Below are 16,444 nucleotides of genomic sequence, written 5' to 3' on the forward strand. Positions count from 1 at the left end.
CGGCGTTCGTATATACTGAGACCAACAATTACAGATCGGACCATGCCGTTGAAGAGCATCCAACTCGGAGGCGTTTTCGCCAGGGGAGCGATATTTCCCCAAGTTAACCGGAACCGCCCGTTATCGCGGACCAAGAGGCTGGAAGCAGGATATCCTGATTCAGCAAGTTGGGTGGCACCGCGAGCAGAGCGCTCCTCGTCCCAAGGGATGAGGGCGCTCTTTGTATTTTTACAGCCAAAGGAGACGGTGACCATGTTGGAAATGAAATGGATTCGGGCACATGCAGAAGAGGTTCAGACCGCAGCAGACGGAAAAAAAATCAAGATCAACATTCGCACATTGTTAGAGCGGGATGAAGAACGTAGAGCACTTTTGCAGGAAATTGAAGAAGGTCGCAGGTTGCGCAATACGTTATCTGCTGATATTGGCAAGCTAATGCAAGCCGGGAATCGGGAACAGGCTGAAGGATTGCGGGCTCAGGTGAAACAGATCAATGAACAGTTGGAACAGGTGGAAGCGAAGCTTGCCCCTGTGCAGGAGGAAGTAACCAAGCTGCAATGGCTGGTACCCAATATCGTATCACCGGATACCCCCAATGGCTCGTCGGATGCAGATAATGTAGAACTGCGACGTGTGGGAGAGGTGCCAACGTTCGAGTATAACACCAAAGATCACGTGGAACTTGGGGAGTTGCATGATCTCATCGATATTCCTCGTGGAGTTAAGATTGGCGGTACACGAAGTTATGTATTAAAAGGAGCTGGCTTGTTATTACATCGGGCAGTACAGCAACTTGCGCTGGATCTGTTGCTGAAGCATGGGTTTACACCGATGGAGGTACCTCTGATGGTCAGGGAGGATGCACTGGTGAACACCGGATTCTTCCCAACCGGTCGAGATCAGGTCTATGAACTTGAAGGGGAGAACAAGTGGCTGGTGGGAACTTCTGAAGTGCCGCTGGTCTCGTATTATGCGGATGAGATTGTTGATGTTCAAGAGCCTGTGAAGCTGGCCGCGGTATCGACGTGTTTCCGCAGTGAAGTTGGCTCCGGCGGACGGGATGTACGCGGATTATACCGTGTGCACCAATTTGCCAAAGTTGAGCAGGTCATTCTCTGTGCTCCTGAGGCGGAAGAATCGGAACGCATGCTGCAAGAGATTACAGGACACGCCGAAGAATTGCTGCAATTACTGGAACTGCCGTATCGTGTTGTCGCTGTATGTACCGGAGATATGTCGCAGAAAACGTATAAACAATATGACATCGAGACCTGGATGCCAAGTCGCGGTGCATATGGAGAAACCCATTCGTCGTCGAACCTGCATGATTTTCAAGCTCGCCGTTCGAATATTCGGTGCATGGATGCCGAAGGCAAGTTGGCCTATTGTCACACGCTGAATAATACGGCGGTGGCATCGCCGCGTATCCTGATTCCGTTGCTTGAGAATCATCAGCAGGAGGATGGAAGCATTCACATTCCGGCAGCCCTGCGGCCCTATATGGGCGGGGCCGAGAGCTTGATTTTGCCAGAGCAGGATGAAGTGAAGTAGAGAGGTTAGGTAACGCTCTAGGAAGTGAAGAATTAGCAAAGGAACCCCTTGACAGGGGGTCCTTCTAATTAAACATATGATCTGTTACCCATTGGTACTCTTGTTCAAGTCGAACTGCCAATTTGGGATCTTCTTCGGCTGCAACTTTTCTCATGTATGTTAAATCAATCGTATCAAATTGACTGTAAATCAGGTAACGTGCCCACTCCAAGCTTCGGGCATCTGTCCAGTACTCGGAGGCTCTCAATCGATCTAAAATAAGGTCGTCTATTCCAATTACGTAACAGTAGCCTTCAGGTGTTAATAATTTGATAATCTTGTCTTTTGAACCTTCCAGTGTATCAGAAGGTATTTCGATAGGGATGTCCATTTCGGAGACATAATAATGTCTTCCTTCGTGAACGAAACCCAGATGATCAAATAAACTTCGGGCCAAATCATCTCTAATCATGACCAGATCAACATCAGCTGTCTTGTAACTTCCAGAAGTGTATAGTTCAACAGCATGTCCTCCAACAATAATGGCTGGATCTGCATCTAATTCATCAAGAATAGGAGTAATAATACCCATCACATAGAACTCTTTTAAATCACTTTTGGTCACATCAGCTGCAAGTTCCTTCAATTTTTGTTTAGCCCATTTAATTCTTTCCTGCATTTCTGGTGTTTGAATACGTTCCATGGTTCACCTATATTCTTTAACGCAGCTTCCATTCACGCTCGTTAATGATTTCAATTTGTCCAGATTCAAGGGCTTTTTTGAAACGATTGCGGGCTGTTTTCATCAATAGAACCATTTCGTCTTCAGGACGAATCTTGGTGGATGTCGAAGTGACGATAGCTTTCATACGTTTACGGTTATTTTTAGGTGAAACCATATCAAGCAAATTCTTTTCGATCATACATATCCCACCCCATTTTTTAGGTTTATTAAAACAGTATTACGCGACCTTCCCATATTATACAATGAAAATCATGAATTGTTCCAAGACTCCCACTTATGTTATTCAACTTTATGCAATTCGTATCCGATATAATATAATAGAAGTAAAATATTGGATTATGGGAGATGGATATTGAAATGAATAGAATCAAACTGGCGCTTCGAGGCACACTTGCTCTAATGATTGCATTGACCGTACTGGTCCCTTCGTTGGCTTTGGCGGCTACCGGAGATGTGACATCGATTGAAATAACCAATAACAGCCCGCAGAAAATGAGTGTCTCCGAAACAGCTGTGCTTCAGGTGATGGCAACGGTAGAAGGTTTTGATAACAAGCAGGATGTTACCCAAGGCGTGACTTGGTCCACCAGTAATGCAGCAGTCGCGACGATGGTGAAAGGCAAAGTCAAGGCTGTGGCCGCGGGCGAAGCAACGATTTTTGCAGAAGTAGACGGGGCTAAAGCCCAATTGGTTGTGCAAGTGCAGGAGAAGATCAAAAGCATCAAAGCTTCACCGAAATCCTACAGTTTTGTTAAAGGCAGTGAAAGCACCCTTCCGAAAGTAAGCATTACACGTGCGAATGGTAAGGAAGAGGATGTGACGTCTGAGATTGTGTGGTCCGTATCCACTTCTTCGGCTGTCCTGGAAAACGGTAAAATCAAAGGTGTTACGCCCGGCAGAGTATTGCTGCAAGGCAAGTATGGATCAACGATTGTGAAAGTCCCGGTTGCTGTGACGGACGAGATTACCAAAGTTGAGGTCACTCCTGCCACAATGCAGCTGAACATCAAGAAGTCCAAGGCGTTGAAGGTCATCGGCACCTACGCGAATGGCAAAACCATTAACCTTTCGAAACAAGTGATATGGACCTCTTCCAACACAAATGTAGCTATCGTGAAAAATGGAGCCGTTAAGACGCTGACCGAGGGACAAGCCACCTTGACAGGAACTTATCAAAATCAGACAATAAAGGCAGAGGTTACCGTTGTACCTTTGCTCAAAAAGCTGATTACTGGCCAGAAAAAACTGGTTTTGTCCCCACAGGGAAGTACAACGCTGAGTGTGATGGCCCAGTATGATACGGGTAAAACCACTGTTGTGACGAACAGCGCGGTGTGGAGCAGCACAAAGCCGGGCGTAGCGACAGTAACAAATGGCAAAATCGTGGCTGTAGGCAAAGGGAAAACGTCCATCACGGCCAAGTGGGGCAACAAAAAAGTGACGATCCCTGTTACGGTAAAATAAATCTTCATATAATGAAGCATCTTGCATGAATCAAAAATTAGTTTCAGTACATGACACGTTAAAATCATCAAGGTAACAGACAACCAAGGGGCGTAGACATACGCTCCTTTTTTGGATATATAGAAATATGTATCTGAAATGCCTTCTGCTTTAACAACTATATAAGGGGATTGGATGAATATGAAAGCTTCGATTATAAGCTCAGACGCTAACTCTAGTGATCTGACTTACCTGAAATATCTTCTTTTATCCCTAAGTTCCACACTTACATTTCAACGGAGCACTACGATTGAGCGCATGAAGCAAAGCACCTATGAAAAATACAGAGAAGGTTACCATTTAAAATGTAATGGTGAAGAGGAGGTACCTGAATGAAAGATTCAATGCAACCAGAGAACTGGCCTGCCTGGGCGACAGAGTCGGTAGAGATTGCTCCGGCCAACCCCAATTGGGACGCACAGGCTCAGGAAGAAATCAAGCAACTCAAACGTCTTCTACAGCAGTATAATATCCATTCATTCGAACATATCGGAAGCACGTCCATTCCCGGGTTACCCGCCAAACCCATTATTGATCTGATGGCAGAGGTACAGTCATGGGACGACATGAATCTGATTGCGGATCAGCTGAATCCGTTAGGCTGGAACTATGTTCCGCCTGAATTGGATGGACGGGAGTACAGACGATTCTGGGTCAGGGTTAAGGATGGCAAGAGAGCTGTACACCTTCATCTTATGCGCCTGGGAGAAGAACGCTGGGATCGTCAAATTCGGTTTCGGGATGTGCTGAGAAGACGACCAGATCTGGTGGAAGCTTACGCCGTCCTGAAGACAAAGCTTGCTGATGAGAACAAGGAAGATAGGGAATCGTATACCGCTGCCAAAACGCAATTTATTTTACAAGTGCTTGATGAAGGCGTGTGATTGATTGAAAAGCGTAATTATCAAAGACAGGCTGATCTATTTCTTCGCAGTCATGATGACCATGGCGGCAGGACTCGCATCCAGACACTTTCGTGAACGATTGCCGGGTTGGGTGCATGAACATTTCGGGGATGCATGTTGGGCGGGCATGATTTATTTCGGAGTACGCATGGTGTGGCCTCATCGCAGCTTGGTATGGGCGATGTGTTTGAGCTGTGTATTCAGCTGGATGATTGAGTTCTCACAGTTGATTCAGACGCCTTGGCTGATTGAGATACGTTCAACCGTATTAGGTGCTCTTATTTTGGGACATGGTTTTCTGGTAATTGATCTGATTCGATATACGGTCGGTATTCTGTGCATGGTTGTGATAGATCGTTATTTCCTGAGAAATAAGATGGCTGGATCATGAACTCAAGTGAATCATGGAGGGGTGCTGTATGAATGTAGAAAAACTTTTTGACGAATCGCCCGAATTCGAAACACAGCGGTTAAAGCTGAGGCGGCTTGCGATGGATGATCTCGATGAATATTATGCATTTGCCTCTGATCCGCGAGTGAGTCAGCAAAGCTTGTGGAAATGCCATGAGACGTTGGAGGATTCAATTCAATATATTCAGCGGGTACTGGATAATTATGAACAGAAAACGGTACATATCTGGGCTTTTATTTTGAAGGAAACAGGGACCTTGATCGGCAGGGGTGGCGTCTTTCATCTCAACGAACCCATGCAGAGTGCCGAATTAGGGTACGCGATAGCCAGTAGTCAATGGGGTAAGGGCCTCGCAGCAGAAGCGATGCAACCCATCGTGAATTATTGCTTTGGGGAACTGGACTGCAATCGGCTGGAAGGGAAATGTAATGCAGGCAACATAGGCTCTGCACGCGTAATGGAGAAGCTGGGCATGTCGTACGAAGGTTTGCTACGCAAACAGTTGAAGATCAAAGGTGTATTTACGGATCAAAAATTGTACTCCCGTATCCGGGATGATCTATAATACTTCCAATGACACATAGGGTACATCGCAGAAATTGAAGGAGGCGGAACCATGATCTATAGTATTATTTCCCGTTCGTTGTGGGAGCAAGTGTCAAAGGGGAGTGAGTATGCACCAGATAGCCTGGAGACGGACGGATTCATTCATTGCTCCACCAAGGAACAGATCCCATGGGTAGCCGGACAATATTATGCAGGCCGCACGGATCTGTTATTACTCAGTATTGATGAGAAGGCGTTAAAGCCGGAACTGGTATATGAGGATCTCTATGAATTGAATGAACTATTTCCACATATCTATGGAGAACTCAATCTGGATGCGGTTCGTAAAGCCATTCCATTTGAACCGAATGCAGACGGCACATTCTCATTTCCTGAATAAATAACATGTGACGCTTCTGTTTGAACATGATCCATGGACAACATGCTTTTCCGAAGGGTGGTTAACGGATGGATATGAATCAAGTTTTTCTGGAGACAGCGGAGAAGCAATTCTTGTATTACAAGCAGCTCGGGGAAAAAGCCATGGCACAACTGGAGTTCGAGCAATTGTTTCAATCCTGGAATGAAGACGCGAACAGCATTGCGGTAATCGTAAAACATCCATGGGGCAATATGCTGTCCCGTTGGACGGATGTACTGACAACAGATGGTGAGAAACCATGGCGTGAGCGGGATGCCGAATTCGTGAATGATATTTCTTCCCGGGAAGAGTTGCTCTCCAAATGGGAGGAAGGCTGGAATTGTCTACTCGAATCCATTCGTTCATTTACCCCGGAACAATTGTCTCATATCATATATATTCGGAATGAAGGTCATACCGTCATGGAGGCCATTATTCGGCAATTGGCGCATTATCCGTATCATGTCGGGCAGATTGTATTTGCAGCGAAAATGCTTAAAGAAACAGCCTGGGACAGTCTCTCGATTCCGAGAAATGGGTCAGATCAATATAACGGCGGCAAATTTGCCAAACCGAAGGCACGCAAACATTTTACAGAAGATGAACTTCATATAGAAAAAGGTGAGGAACAACAATGACTCAAATTGCATTGATTCGCCATGGAAGCACAGCGTGGAATAAGGAAAAACGTTCGCAGGGTCAGACGGATAATCCGCTGGATCAGGATGGCAGGGAACAGGCGGTATTACTTGCTGCGAGACTGGCCGAAGAATCCTGGGATGCCATCTATGCAAGTGACTTGGAACGTGCAAGTGAGACGGCTCGCATCATTGGTGATCGATTGGGCATCCAGGAGATTCATCTGGACTCTAGACTTCGCGAGATGGGCGGAGGACAGGTCGAAGGAACAACGGAAGAGGAACGGTTAGCCAAGTGGGGAGCGGACTGGAGTACTCTCGATCTGGGACGTGAGCTTGCAGATGCAGGGACTGTTCGAGGCAGTGCGGTGCTTGAAGATATTGTACAGCAGCACCCCGATGGAAGAGTGATCGTTGTCAGTCACGGAGCCGTTCTACGGAATACACTGCGAGGTCTGGTGCCTGAACTGGATATCAGCGTGAAGCTGTCCAACACATCCATTACCCGGATTGCCAAGAAAGATGATACGTGGCAATGCGAGCTGTACAATTGCAGCGTGCATTTGGATTCGCCTAAGGAGTCTTAATAGATGGATGCTCTGACGTTAAAACAAAAATTACATCATATTCAGTCGTCTAATCATTCCATTGATCACGAGAAACAGCCTTACGAATTGTCACTGCATATGATGAAGCATATTGGCAGTACTGACCCTGTCCTGCGGGATGAATTGATCTATGTTACGTTTGCAACCTGGATTGGACAGGGTGTATTTTCGGATGAGCAGCTAAGGCATGTGTTACAGTTGGCGCTGGACGATCAGCACCTGTTCTATGGGATCGGAGAGCAGGGAACGGATAGTGTGTTTACGCGGACGTTCTCCGTATTATTACTGCCTCCAATTCTGAATGTGGATCGTCAGCGACCTTTCCTGGACAAAGAGGATATCGCAGGGATTCATCATCGGTTGACTACATATCTGGAACGTGAAAAAGATGTTCGCGGCTACGCCGATAACAAGGGCTGGGCACATGCCCCCGCACATGCGGCGGATGCGGTTGAAGACTTGGCACAATCGCCATATCTGGAGCGAACAGATCTGCTGGAACTTCTGCATGCACTCGCTGTAAAAATAACGGAATCAAGTGTGGTTTACATCCATGATGAAGATCAGCGAATAGCGCATGCTGTGATTACCATTCTGCGTCGCAATCTGTTGGAGCCCAAGGATATTACGGCGTGGATCGATTCCCTCCATCAAGGAGACCAGGCGGTGAACAAATCACTTCTGGAAACCAGTCATAGGAACCTGAATGTGCGTCTATTTTTGCAGACACTGTATCTTGCGATACGTACAGAGGAAGATGAGCCGTTTCCGGCGGTTCGTTCACTGGTATTGCAGGCATTGGAGAGAGAAAAGTAACGGGATACTAGATATATGGATGTGGGGAAAAGGAGGAGATGGCGCATGACCAAACAGACGTATGCATGGACGGAGGAGATTTTATCTCCGCTGGGTGAGGCAGCAGTTATCATCCATTGCGGTGATCAATTGTCTGACGCGGTGCAGCGCAGAGTGATGTCTGTATGTGCTTTGCTGGAAAAAAGCACTCTGCCAGCCATGATTGAATGGGTGCCTTCATATACGTCCGTTACAGTATTTTATGATCCGTTCATCTCCCCGTACCCCGAGTTATGCCGGATTCTGCTTCAGCAGTTGAATCAAATGAAGGAATCCGTACAAGACAAGTCCAGAACGGTCACGATTCCCGTATGTTATGGTGGCGAGTGGGGGCCTGATCTGGACTACGTTGCCAGTGAACATGGACTGACCGCAGAGGACGTTATTGCGATTCATACATCCGGGGATTATCTCGTACATATGATAGGATTCGCACCGGGTTTTCCGTATCTCGGCGGGTTGTCTGCACAGATTGCTACGCCCAGACGTGCAACGCCAAGGCTTCGGGTTGAGGCGGGTACAGTAGGAATTGGTGGCAAACAGACGGGAATCTATCCGGTGGACACACCCGGAGGATGGCAATGTATTGGACGAACGCCACTCCGGTTGTTTCGGCCGGAAGAGAACGTACCGAGTCTGCTGGCAGCAGGTGATCGGGTTCGATTCGAACAGATTACGATGCAGGAGTATCTGGCATTGAAGCGGGAGGAGGGCGAACGATGAGTATTGAAGTGATTCGCCCTGGCCTGTTATCTACCGTTCAGGATGAAGGCAGAACCGGCTATCGCCGGTATGGTATTCATCCTGGCGGGGTCATGGACACCTTTGCAGCCAGAGCAGCCAATATGCTTGTGGGCAACTCCCGACATGCTGCAGTGCTGGAGATGACGATGACGGGACCGGAGCTTCGATTTCAGGAGAGCCAGCTTATATCACTATGTGGAGCTGATTTGATGGCAACGGTGGATCATCTGCCTGTACCTTTGTGGCGTCCTGTGCTGGTGCGGGCTGGAAGTGTACTGAAATTTGGCCCATGTTGTCATGGTTTGCGTGGATATCTGGCGATTGCGGGTGGAATAGCTGTGCCTGAAGTGATGGGCAGTCGAAGTACAGACTTCAAGACAGGTCTTGGCGGTGTGGAGGGCCGAGCCTTGCGCGTGGGGGATCTGTTATCCTTAGGTGAACCTTCTGGTGAAGCGCAAGGTTGGATGCAGCGTATGGAGCAGCAGGTAAAGCAGAGTGAGCGGGGCCACCGAATATTGGCGCCTGCGTGGTTTTTATCTGAACGTGAAAGACCTGACTATTATGGGCAACCTGCTATTCGTGTGATGGAGAGCAAGGATAGTTCGCTGTTCAGCCAAGAGAGTCTTGCACAATTCTATGCGGAAAAATACGTGATTTCTCCACAATCCGATCGGATGGGCTATCGCTTGCAAGGCTCCAGACTGGAGCTGGATCAGCCCCTGGATCGGCTGTCTGAAGCCGTTACCTATGGCACGGTGCAGGTGCCACCGGATGGTCAGCCCATCATCTTGATGGCAGATCATCAGACGATTGGAGGTTATCCTGTCATTGCACAGGTAGCTCGGGTGGATATGCCAATCCTGGCTCAGGCTAGGCCAGGAACCCAAATTTCTTTTAAAAAGATTACGCATGATCAAGCCGGACAGTTGTATATGGAACAGGAAATCAATATGCAACTCATAGATAAGCTGATACGCAGAAGAATGGCAGGAATGGGGGGCGCTTAATGAATACCTCGAAAACCTTGGATATCAATTGTGATCTGGGCGAAAGTTATGGTATATATCGCACGCTATCGGACGAGGCCATTCTACCCTTGATTACATCAGCCAATATTGCCTGTGGATTTCATGCAGGAGACCCGGCTACAATGCGGCTGACGGTAGAGAGGGCATTGGAGCATCAGGTGGCAATTGGAGCCCACCCCGGGTTGCCGGATTTGCAAGGGTTTGGCAGAAGACGTATGGACATTACGTCACAGGAAGCATATGACATGGTGGTGTATCAGATCGGTGCGCTGGATGCCTTTGTCCGGGCAAGTGGAGGGCGAATGCATCACGTAAAACTGCATGGAGCTTTATACAATATGGCCGCAGAAGATATGAAGCTTGCTGAAGCCATTGTGGAGGCAATCTTTCAAGTACAGCCTGAACTGTATCTGTATGGTCTGGCGGGCAGTGAGTTGATTCACGCCGCGGATCGCATCGGTCTGCGCAGTGTGAGCGAGGTGTTTGCAGATCGAACCTATGGGGCGGATGGTAAGCTAACCCCTCGCAGCCAAGCTGGGGCCCTCATTGAAGAATCGGGACAAGCGATTGCTCAAGTGCTTCGGATGGTGAAAGATGGAGTAGTTGTATCCACGGATGGTACGTTGGTTCCCATCAAGGCAGAGACGGTCTGTATCCACGGTGACGGAGCAAACGCTCTCGCATTTGCTCAAGAGATTCGTCGTGTGTTGGAATCGGAAGGCATTAAGTTATCCCCGCATACCACGGGATGATATGCCTGTTCAGTAGAAAACAGTAGTTTTATCAGGTTGTTCGAATTGAACTTTGAAATTTTGGAATGACAAGGAGTGAATGAACAGAATGAAACCCATACGCAACTCGGCAAAGGCTGTCATTGTGCAGGATGGACGATTGCTGGTCATCCGGCTGGAAGACCAATATGGTACCGCTTATGTGTTCCCAGGTGGAGGACAGGAGAAAGGTGAAGAACTCAGGGATGCGGTCGCGCGCGAATGTCTGGAGGAGATTGGTCAGGCCGTGAACGTGGGAGAGCTGTTACATATCCGGGAGTATATCGGTAAAAATCATGAATTCGCCGAGTGGGATGCAGATATCCACCAGGTTGAATTTTATTTTGCGTGCAGCCTAATAGATCCGGAGGCAACCGTTTTTGAAGGCTCCAATCCAGACGACCACCAAGTATCCGTGGAATGGATTGCACTTGAAGAGCTGTCCCAGATTCGTTTATATCCAAAAACGATTGGCGAATTGCTTCTTAAATCAGGCGCTTCATCAATCTATCTGGGAGATCTGAATTAAACCAGCCAAGAAGAAATATCGTGCTAACCCCTTTATGTAAACATTTTTATAAAGAACTTTTCCAATTTTGTCACGTTAGCGTATCGGTTCATGGATTCACCATAGGTGAGGTGGGTACACTATAAGTACAGGCATATTACAAAAGCATTTGCATTAAGCTGTCTCTAGTAATAAGGGATTAATGAACTGTCATTAAACACAAAGAGATAGTAACAACTACACTTCTCTTGTACTTTTTATTATTCACCCTTAATTGGAAGAACGGTAGACGTAGTGGAGGGGACGGAATCGATTCTGAGGAAGCGAAGTGTCTGCTGGCATCCTGGATTTTCACTTGTATATCCATTGAATTAAACATTTACACGATAACGGAGAGGACAGAAGAAACCTGAAAAAGCGAAGCGGTCGCCTTTATCACCGGATTTTCCCCTTGAGAAAAGGGAATCAAAAAAATCTGGGGATAACAGCGATTGGAAGGTTATTCTGTCATCGTAGTGTCAGTGTAAATTGTCTTTAATCCAATGTATACGAGGAAGAGATCAGGATCAATCATTGAGAGATAACAGCGATCAAAAGAACGATCCGTACCCGCAACGGCCTTCTACATAGTCCTTCCAATATTCCCCCAAACCGAAAGGAGCACTTCCCATGAACCAGACTGAATTGGAACAAAACATTGTAAAAGCATTGGAAAACAACCCTTTTTGCAGCTTCTCCACTGTGGAGAATGGTAAACCGAAATCCCGCTATATGGCGCTTTTCAACGATGGACTGAACATTCATCTGGCAACGAACCGCCGCACACACAAAGTAGAGGAACTGGAGAATAATCCGAATGTTAGCCTGCTACTTGGTTATGAGGCTGGTGGTTCCAAGGAAGTAGTTGAGATTGAAGGAACCTGTGAAGTGACAAAGAACGAAGGCTTGCGCGAACAAGTATGGAACGACGAACTGAAGGCGTGGTTCGATGGACCTAATGATCCGAACTATGTCATTCTGGACATCACCCCGACTCGTATCGAATATACAGGGAAAGATCATGAACATCATGTGTGGGAACAATAATCCGAATATGAACATAACCTCTGCAAAGTAGCGTCCTTATGCGAAAATACGCGCAGAGTTTAATCCAACCGTGAAAGCCATTAAGGTTTCACGGTTTTTGGCATGGATGAATAACGATGAATTGGATATACATGTAAGACACATGTAATATACGTATTTTGAAGATAATAAGCACTATATACCTACTAAAATGTTGAAAAAAATGTCGAAATCACGCATGATAATGTAAACTCGCCTAGGTATGTGCGGGTAATGTAAAAAATAATGCTTTTCAATGACTGAACATTGCGTTATGATTTGGAATGTAAACGACAAGCACAGACATAAATAGATGTTCATGTGAGATAAACTTACCTGAAATTCCGATGCATGTCATCCGAGCGTCAGTACGCACAACCCATGAAATCTATCTTTTTTCTGCGCTCTTCGTTTGCCCATTAATGCATGATTCAATGTACATAACCGGGAGGGGTTATTTTGAAAACGAGTAAAAAAGTATTATCAAGCCTGACTGCCGCTTTGGTTGCATTAAACGTGCTTGCGGTGTTTCCGGTACCTGTATCGGCTGCAGATGCTGCCAAAGTTAAACTGCGGATCATGGAGACAACAGATATTCATGACAATCTGATTAACTACGACTATTATTCCGACAAAGAGACAGACCAGTATGGACTCGCCAAAACAGCCACACTGATCAAAAAAGCGCGTGATGAAGCCAAGAACAGCTTGCTGTTTGACAATGGTGATCTGATTCAGGGTAACCCGCTGGGAGACTATGTTGCGAAGATTGATCCACTGAAAAAGGGTGAGACTCACCCTGTATATAAAGCGATGAATCTGCTCGATTATGATGCAGGTAACATCGGTAACCATGAGTTCAACTATGGTCTGGACTTCCTGGACATGACGCTGGAGGGAGCAAACTTCCCTTACATTAATGCCAATGTCTATGTAGACGATGGTGATGATGATGAGACAAATGACAAGAATTACTTCACACCGTATGAGATTTTGGATAAAAAAGTAACGGATGAGACGGGCAAAGAACATACGATCAAAGTGGGTGTGATCGGATTTGTACCGCCACAAATCATGCAGTGGGACAGCGCTAACCTTGAAGGCAAAGTAATCGCCAAGGATATTATTGCTACCGCGAAAAAATTCATTCCCAAAATGAAAGCCGAAGGTGCCGACATTATTGTAGCCATCCCTCACTCCGGATTTGAGGATATCCCTCAAACGGATCTGATGGAGAACTCCGTATTGTACCTGAGCCAGGTAGAAGGCATTAATGCCATTCTGTTTGGACATGCTCACAAAGTATTCCCAAGTGCTGATTTTGCCGGCAAAAAAGGGGTAGACCTTGAGAAAGGGACAATCAATGGCGTTCCTGCTGTAGAGCCAGGATTCTGGGGGGATCACCTGGGGATTATTGATCTGGATCTAGAACAAGTGGATGGCAAATGGAAAGTGGTCGATTCCAAAACGGAAGCACGCCCAATCTATGACACAGCCAACAAAAAGCCACTGGTAGATGCGGATCAGGACATCATTGATGCGGTTCATGAAGAGCATGAAGGTACATTGGAGTATGTTCGTGGCCCGGTCGGCGAAACGACTGCACCTATCAACAGCTTCTTCGCTCTGGTACAGGATGATCCATCCATTCAGATCGTAACGAATGCACAGAAATGGTATGTCGAAAAACATATGCAAGGTACGGAATATGAGAAAATCCCTGTATTGTCCGCAGGTGCACCATTCAAAGCCGGTGGACGTTCAGGCGCTTCGTATTACACGAATATCCCTAAAGGCACCATTGCGATCAAAAACGTTGCTGACCTGTACGTGTATCCAAATACGGTACATGCTGTAATGGTTAACGGCGCAGAACTGAAAGAATGGCTGGAATGGTCTGCAGGCCAGTTCAACCAGATCGATCCGGCTAAAGGTGGACAACAACAACTGATCAACAACGACTTCCCCACGTACAACTTCGATGTTATCGATGGTGTAACGTATCAGATTGATGTGACCCAACCAGCCAAATACGATAGCAAAGCTACGATTGTTAATGCATCCGCAAGCCGGATCAAGGACCTGAGCTTTAATGGCAAACCGATTGACCCAGCGCAAAAATTCATTGTAGCGACGAATAACTACCGTGCTTCTTCGTCCAAGCTGGCTAACCCGGACGGTAAACGTATCGTTCTGGCTGCACCGGATGAGAACCGTCAAGTGATCATCGACTACATCCGTGAGAATAAAACGATTAATCCGGCAGCGGACGGCAACTGGTCCCTGGCGCCAATTAAGCCATCTGCTGGGTTAACCGCAGCAGCGCTGAACGATCTTGAAGTTGTGTTTGCTTCTTCCCCGGATGCAAAAGAACTGGTTGAAGCAAACCCGGCGATGTCTTTCATTGGTACAAATGATGATGGTTTTGCTGAATACGGCATGAAATTGACTGGAGAAGCAACAACAACTCCGAAACCAGGTACGGAGCCTGCTCCTACGCCTACAAAGCCAACTAAACCTACGGAGCCGACTACTCCAACCAAACCAACGACCAAGCCACAGCCTGAGAAACCAGCGGGCGGCAAAGTGGTATATGTGGTGAAAAAAGGCGATAACTTGTACCGCATCGGTTTGAAATATGGTGTGGACTGGCGCAAGATTGCTACATTTAACGTAATTCCAGATGTGCATAACCTCAAAGTTGGACAGAAAATCGTGATTCCCGCTTCTTAAAGTTTAATAAGCGGTGAGGAGAAGACCGACAGTCATCAGACTGTCGGTCTTTTTTTCTGCAAATTTGAATATATTTGTTCCAAGAACCGTCATACAGGAAGTCATCAAAACAGTAGAGATTAATTTTAAGACCCATGATATAATATTTACAAACTTTGGGTATATACAAGTGAAATCTAATGGACATGGAATCTAAATTGGCAAGGGGGGTCCTACATGAATTGCAGTGGCTGCAGTCCAATCTATCCTATAGAGGGCCAAGGTACCTTGTACTTGCGTCCCATTTCCCCCGCTTTGCTGGAAGCGCTACAAACGCCGGGAAGACTTATCGAGACGTCGGATGACATGATGTGGATGCATTTTTCGAATCTGGAGACGGTTCAGAGCTTAATAGAAAAGATCGGCGAAATGGATCCGACATTACGTGATTCCCTAACTGTTCAGATTATGCCTATATACGAACAGGCTAATGAAGAAAGCTGGATCAGTCTAACCATGCAGGAGTCCCGTTTCAAGCATGCGGAGCTGGTTTCCATTATTCTGGAGCATCAATTCAGCAGTCATATGCAACCCATCGTTGATGCATCAGAGCAGATTATCGGATATGAGTTTTTGCTTCGTCCTGCTGAGAATGGAAAATCCTTCAGTTCCTATGAATTATTTGAAGTTGCGCGTGAGACTGGACTGCATTCTTTTCTGGATCGATTGGCGCGTATTACGGCTATTGAGACCAGTGCCCTTTTTCTGCCGCATGGTGTCAAACGCTTCGTAAATTTCCTGCCTTCCTCCATATACAATCCCGAATATTGTCTGACACATACGTTTGAAGCGATTGAACGCCTTTCGCTGGACCCTAAAGATTTTGTGTTTGAAGTCGTGGAAACAGAGCAGATTCAGCATATGCCCATCTTGCAGCAAATATTTGAGGTATATCGTTCCCGTGGGATGTCGGTTGCACTGGATGATGTGGGTGCCGGATATTCAACAATAGAGTTGATGAATCGGTTAGAACCGGATTTTGTCAAAATAGATCGAAGTCTTATTGACCGTTGTGATCAGGATTCGACCAAACAACAGCAAATTCTTCATATTGTTGAGATGTCGAGTCGATTTGGTGGGCAAGTCCTTGCCGAGGGGATCGAGCGGATGGAAGAGTTTGAATTCTGTCGTTCCATAGGTATTGAGCTTGCACAGGGCTACTATTTTGGTAAACCCTCGGCACAACCGCCAGGCGGTCCGTACTGCAATACTTCATCTAATTCATGTAATAATTAGTAACCTGTACCTTGTACAAGTCGCTTCTGATCAGAGGTGGCTTGTTTGGCGTGCCTGCACATTTTTCTCTCAAATAAAAACCCTCATTTAGCCGATATATAAGATAAGCCTTTTAGATT

General features: G+C 46.5%; 18 protein-coding genes. 16 read left to right on the plus strand and 2 right to left on the minus strand.

The window, feature by feature from the left end:
- Positions 1-252 precede the first annotated feature (252 nt).
- Entirely contained in the window at positions 253-1,551 is a 1,299-nt protein-coding gene (serS, locus tag MHB43_RS02700) for a serine--tRNA ligase (RefSeq protein WP_405131266.1), read from the plus strand.
- A 64-nt stretch (positions 1,552-1,615) separates the two neighbouring features.
- Here the strand turns inward: serS and MHB43_RS02705 are convergent, their stop codons facing one another.
- Together MHB43_RS02705 and MHB43_RS02710 are read right to left on the minus strand one after the other, a co-directional pair.
- Entirely contained in the window at positions 1,616-2,233 is a 618-nt protein-coding gene (locus MHB43_RS02705; protein WP_221823911.1) for a hypothetical protein, read from the minus strand.
- 16 nt (positions 2,234-2,249) lie between these two features.
- The gene (locus tag MHB43_RS02710) at positions 2,250-2,453 is read right to left on the minus strand and encodes a hypothetical protein (RefSeq protein WP_076253873.1); all 204 of its coding nucleotides are present in this window, start codon (positions 2,451-2,453) and stop codon (positions 2,250-2,252) included.
- Positions 2,454-2,632: 179 nt separating this feature from the next.
- Between MHB43_RS02710 and MHB43_RS02715 the strand changes: the two genes are divergently transcribed.
- From MHB43_RS02715 to MHB43_RS02785, 15 genes are all read left to right on the plus strand, one after another.
- Positions 2,633-3,739 (plus strand): Ig-like domain-containing protein, encoded by a 1,107-nt coding sequence (locus MHB43_RS02715; RefSeq protein ID WP_405131267.1) that lies wholly within the window; start codon positions 2,633-2,635, stop codon positions 3,737-3,739.
- A 371-nt stretch (positions 3,740-4,110) separates the two neighbouring features.
- A complete protein-coding gene (locus tag MHB43_RS02720; protein ID WP_405131268.1) occupies positions 4,111-4,662 on the plus strand; it encodes a GrpB family protein in 552 nt (183 codons plus the stop codon).
- A gap of 4 nt (positions 4,663-4,666) precedes the next feature.
- On the plus strand, positions 4,667-5,074 hold the full coding sequence (locus tag MHB43_RS02725; protein ID WP_339181465.1) for a DUF2809 domain-containing protein: 408 nt from the start codon (positions 4,667-4,669) through the stop codon (positions 5,072-5,074).
- A gap of 28 nt (positions 5,075-5,102) precedes the next feature.
- A complete protein-coding gene (locus tag MHB43_RS02730) occupies positions 5,103-5,660 on the plus strand; it encodes a GNAT family N-acetyltransferase (protein ID WP_339181468.1) in 558 nt (185 codons plus the stop codon).
- A 51-nt stretch (positions 5,661-5,711) separates the two neighbouring features.
- Positions 5,712-6,041, plus strand: coding sequence for a DUF952 domain-containing protein (locus tag MHB43_RS02735; RefSeq protein ID WP_221823921.1), 330 nt, complete (start codon positions 5,712-5,714; stop codon positions 6,039-6,041).
- Between the two features lie 68 nt (positions 6,042-6,109).
- Positions 6,110-6,700: a DUF1572 family protein gene (locus MHB43_RS02740; protein WP_405131269.1), complete on the plus strand. Its 591-nt coding sequence runs from the start codon at positions 6,110-6,112 to the stop codon at positions 6,698-6,700.
- Complete coding sequence (locus tag MHB43_RS02745) at positions 6,697-7,287, plus strand: histidine phosphatase family protein (protein WP_405131270.1); 591 nt, start codon at positions 6,697-6,699, stop codon at positions 7,285-7,287. Before MHB43_RS02740 ends, MHB43_RS02745 begins: the two co-directional genes overlap by 4 nt.
- Positions 7,288-7,290: 3 nt before the next feature.
- The gene (locus tag MHB43_RS02750; protein ID WP_405131271.1) at positions 7,291-8,124 is read left to right on the plus strand and encodes a DUF2785 domain-containing protein; all 834 of its coding nucleotides are present in this window, start codon (positions 7,291-7,293) and stop codon (positions 8,122-8,124) included.
- A gap of 45 nt (positions 8,125-8,169) precedes the next feature.
- Positions 8,170-8,886, plus strand: a complete 717-nt coding sequence (pxpB, locus tag MHB43_RS02755; RefSeq protein WP_405131272.1) for a 5-oxoprolinase subunit PxpB — start codon at positions 8,170-8,172, stop codon at positions 8,884-8,886.
- Entirely contained in the window at positions 8,883-9,914 is a 1,032-nt protein-coding gene (locus MHB43_RS02760; RefSeq protein ID WP_405131273.1) for a biotin-dependent carboxyltransferase family protein, read from the plus strand. Before pxpB ends, MHB43_RS02760 begins: the two co-directional genes overlap by 4 nt.
- On the plus strand, positions 9,914-10,687 hold the full coding sequence (locus tag MHB43_RS02765) for a LamB/YcsF family protein (protein WP_405131274.1): 774 nt from the start codon (positions 9,914-9,916) through the stop codon (positions 10,685-10,687). Before MHB43_RS02760 ends, MHB43_RS02765 begins: the two co-directional genes overlap by 1 nt.
- 88 nt (positions 10,688-10,775) lie before the next feature.
- Complete coding sequence (locus MHB43_RS02770; RefSeq protein ID WP_405131275.1) at positions 10,776-11,234, plus strand: NUDIX domain-containing protein; 459 nt, start codon at positions 10,776-10,778, stop codon at positions 11,232-11,234.
- Positions 11,235-11,882: 648 nt separating this feature from the next.
- On the plus strand, positions 11,883-12,299 hold the full coding sequence (locus MHB43_RS02775; RefSeq protein ID WP_074093246.1) for a pyridoxamine 5'-phosphate oxidase family protein: 417 nt from the start codon (positions 11,883-11,885) through the stop codon (positions 12,297-12,299).
- A gap of 477 nt (positions 12,300-12,776) precedes the next feature.
- Positions 12,777-15,050: a bifunctional 2',3'-cyclic-nucleotide 2'-phosphodiesterase/3'-nucleotidase gene (locus tag MHB43_RS02780; RefSeq protein WP_405131276.1), complete on the plus strand. Its 2,274-nt coding sequence runs from the start codon at positions 12,777-12,779 to the stop codon at positions 15,048-15,050.
- 216 nt (positions 15,051-15,266) lie between these two features.
- A complete protein-coding gene (locus tag MHB43_RS02785; RefSeq protein ID WP_076215982.1) occupies positions 15,267-16,325 on the plus strand; it encodes an EAL domain-containing protein in 1,059 nt (352 codons plus the stop codon).
- Positions 16,326-16,444: the final 119 nt, after the last annotated feature.

Source organism: Paenibacillus sp. FSL H8-0317, assembly GCF_045040685.1.
In the GTDB taxonomy this organism is placed as follows: domain Bacteria; phylum Bacillota; class Bacilli; order Paenibacillales; family Paenibacillaceae; genus Paenibacillus.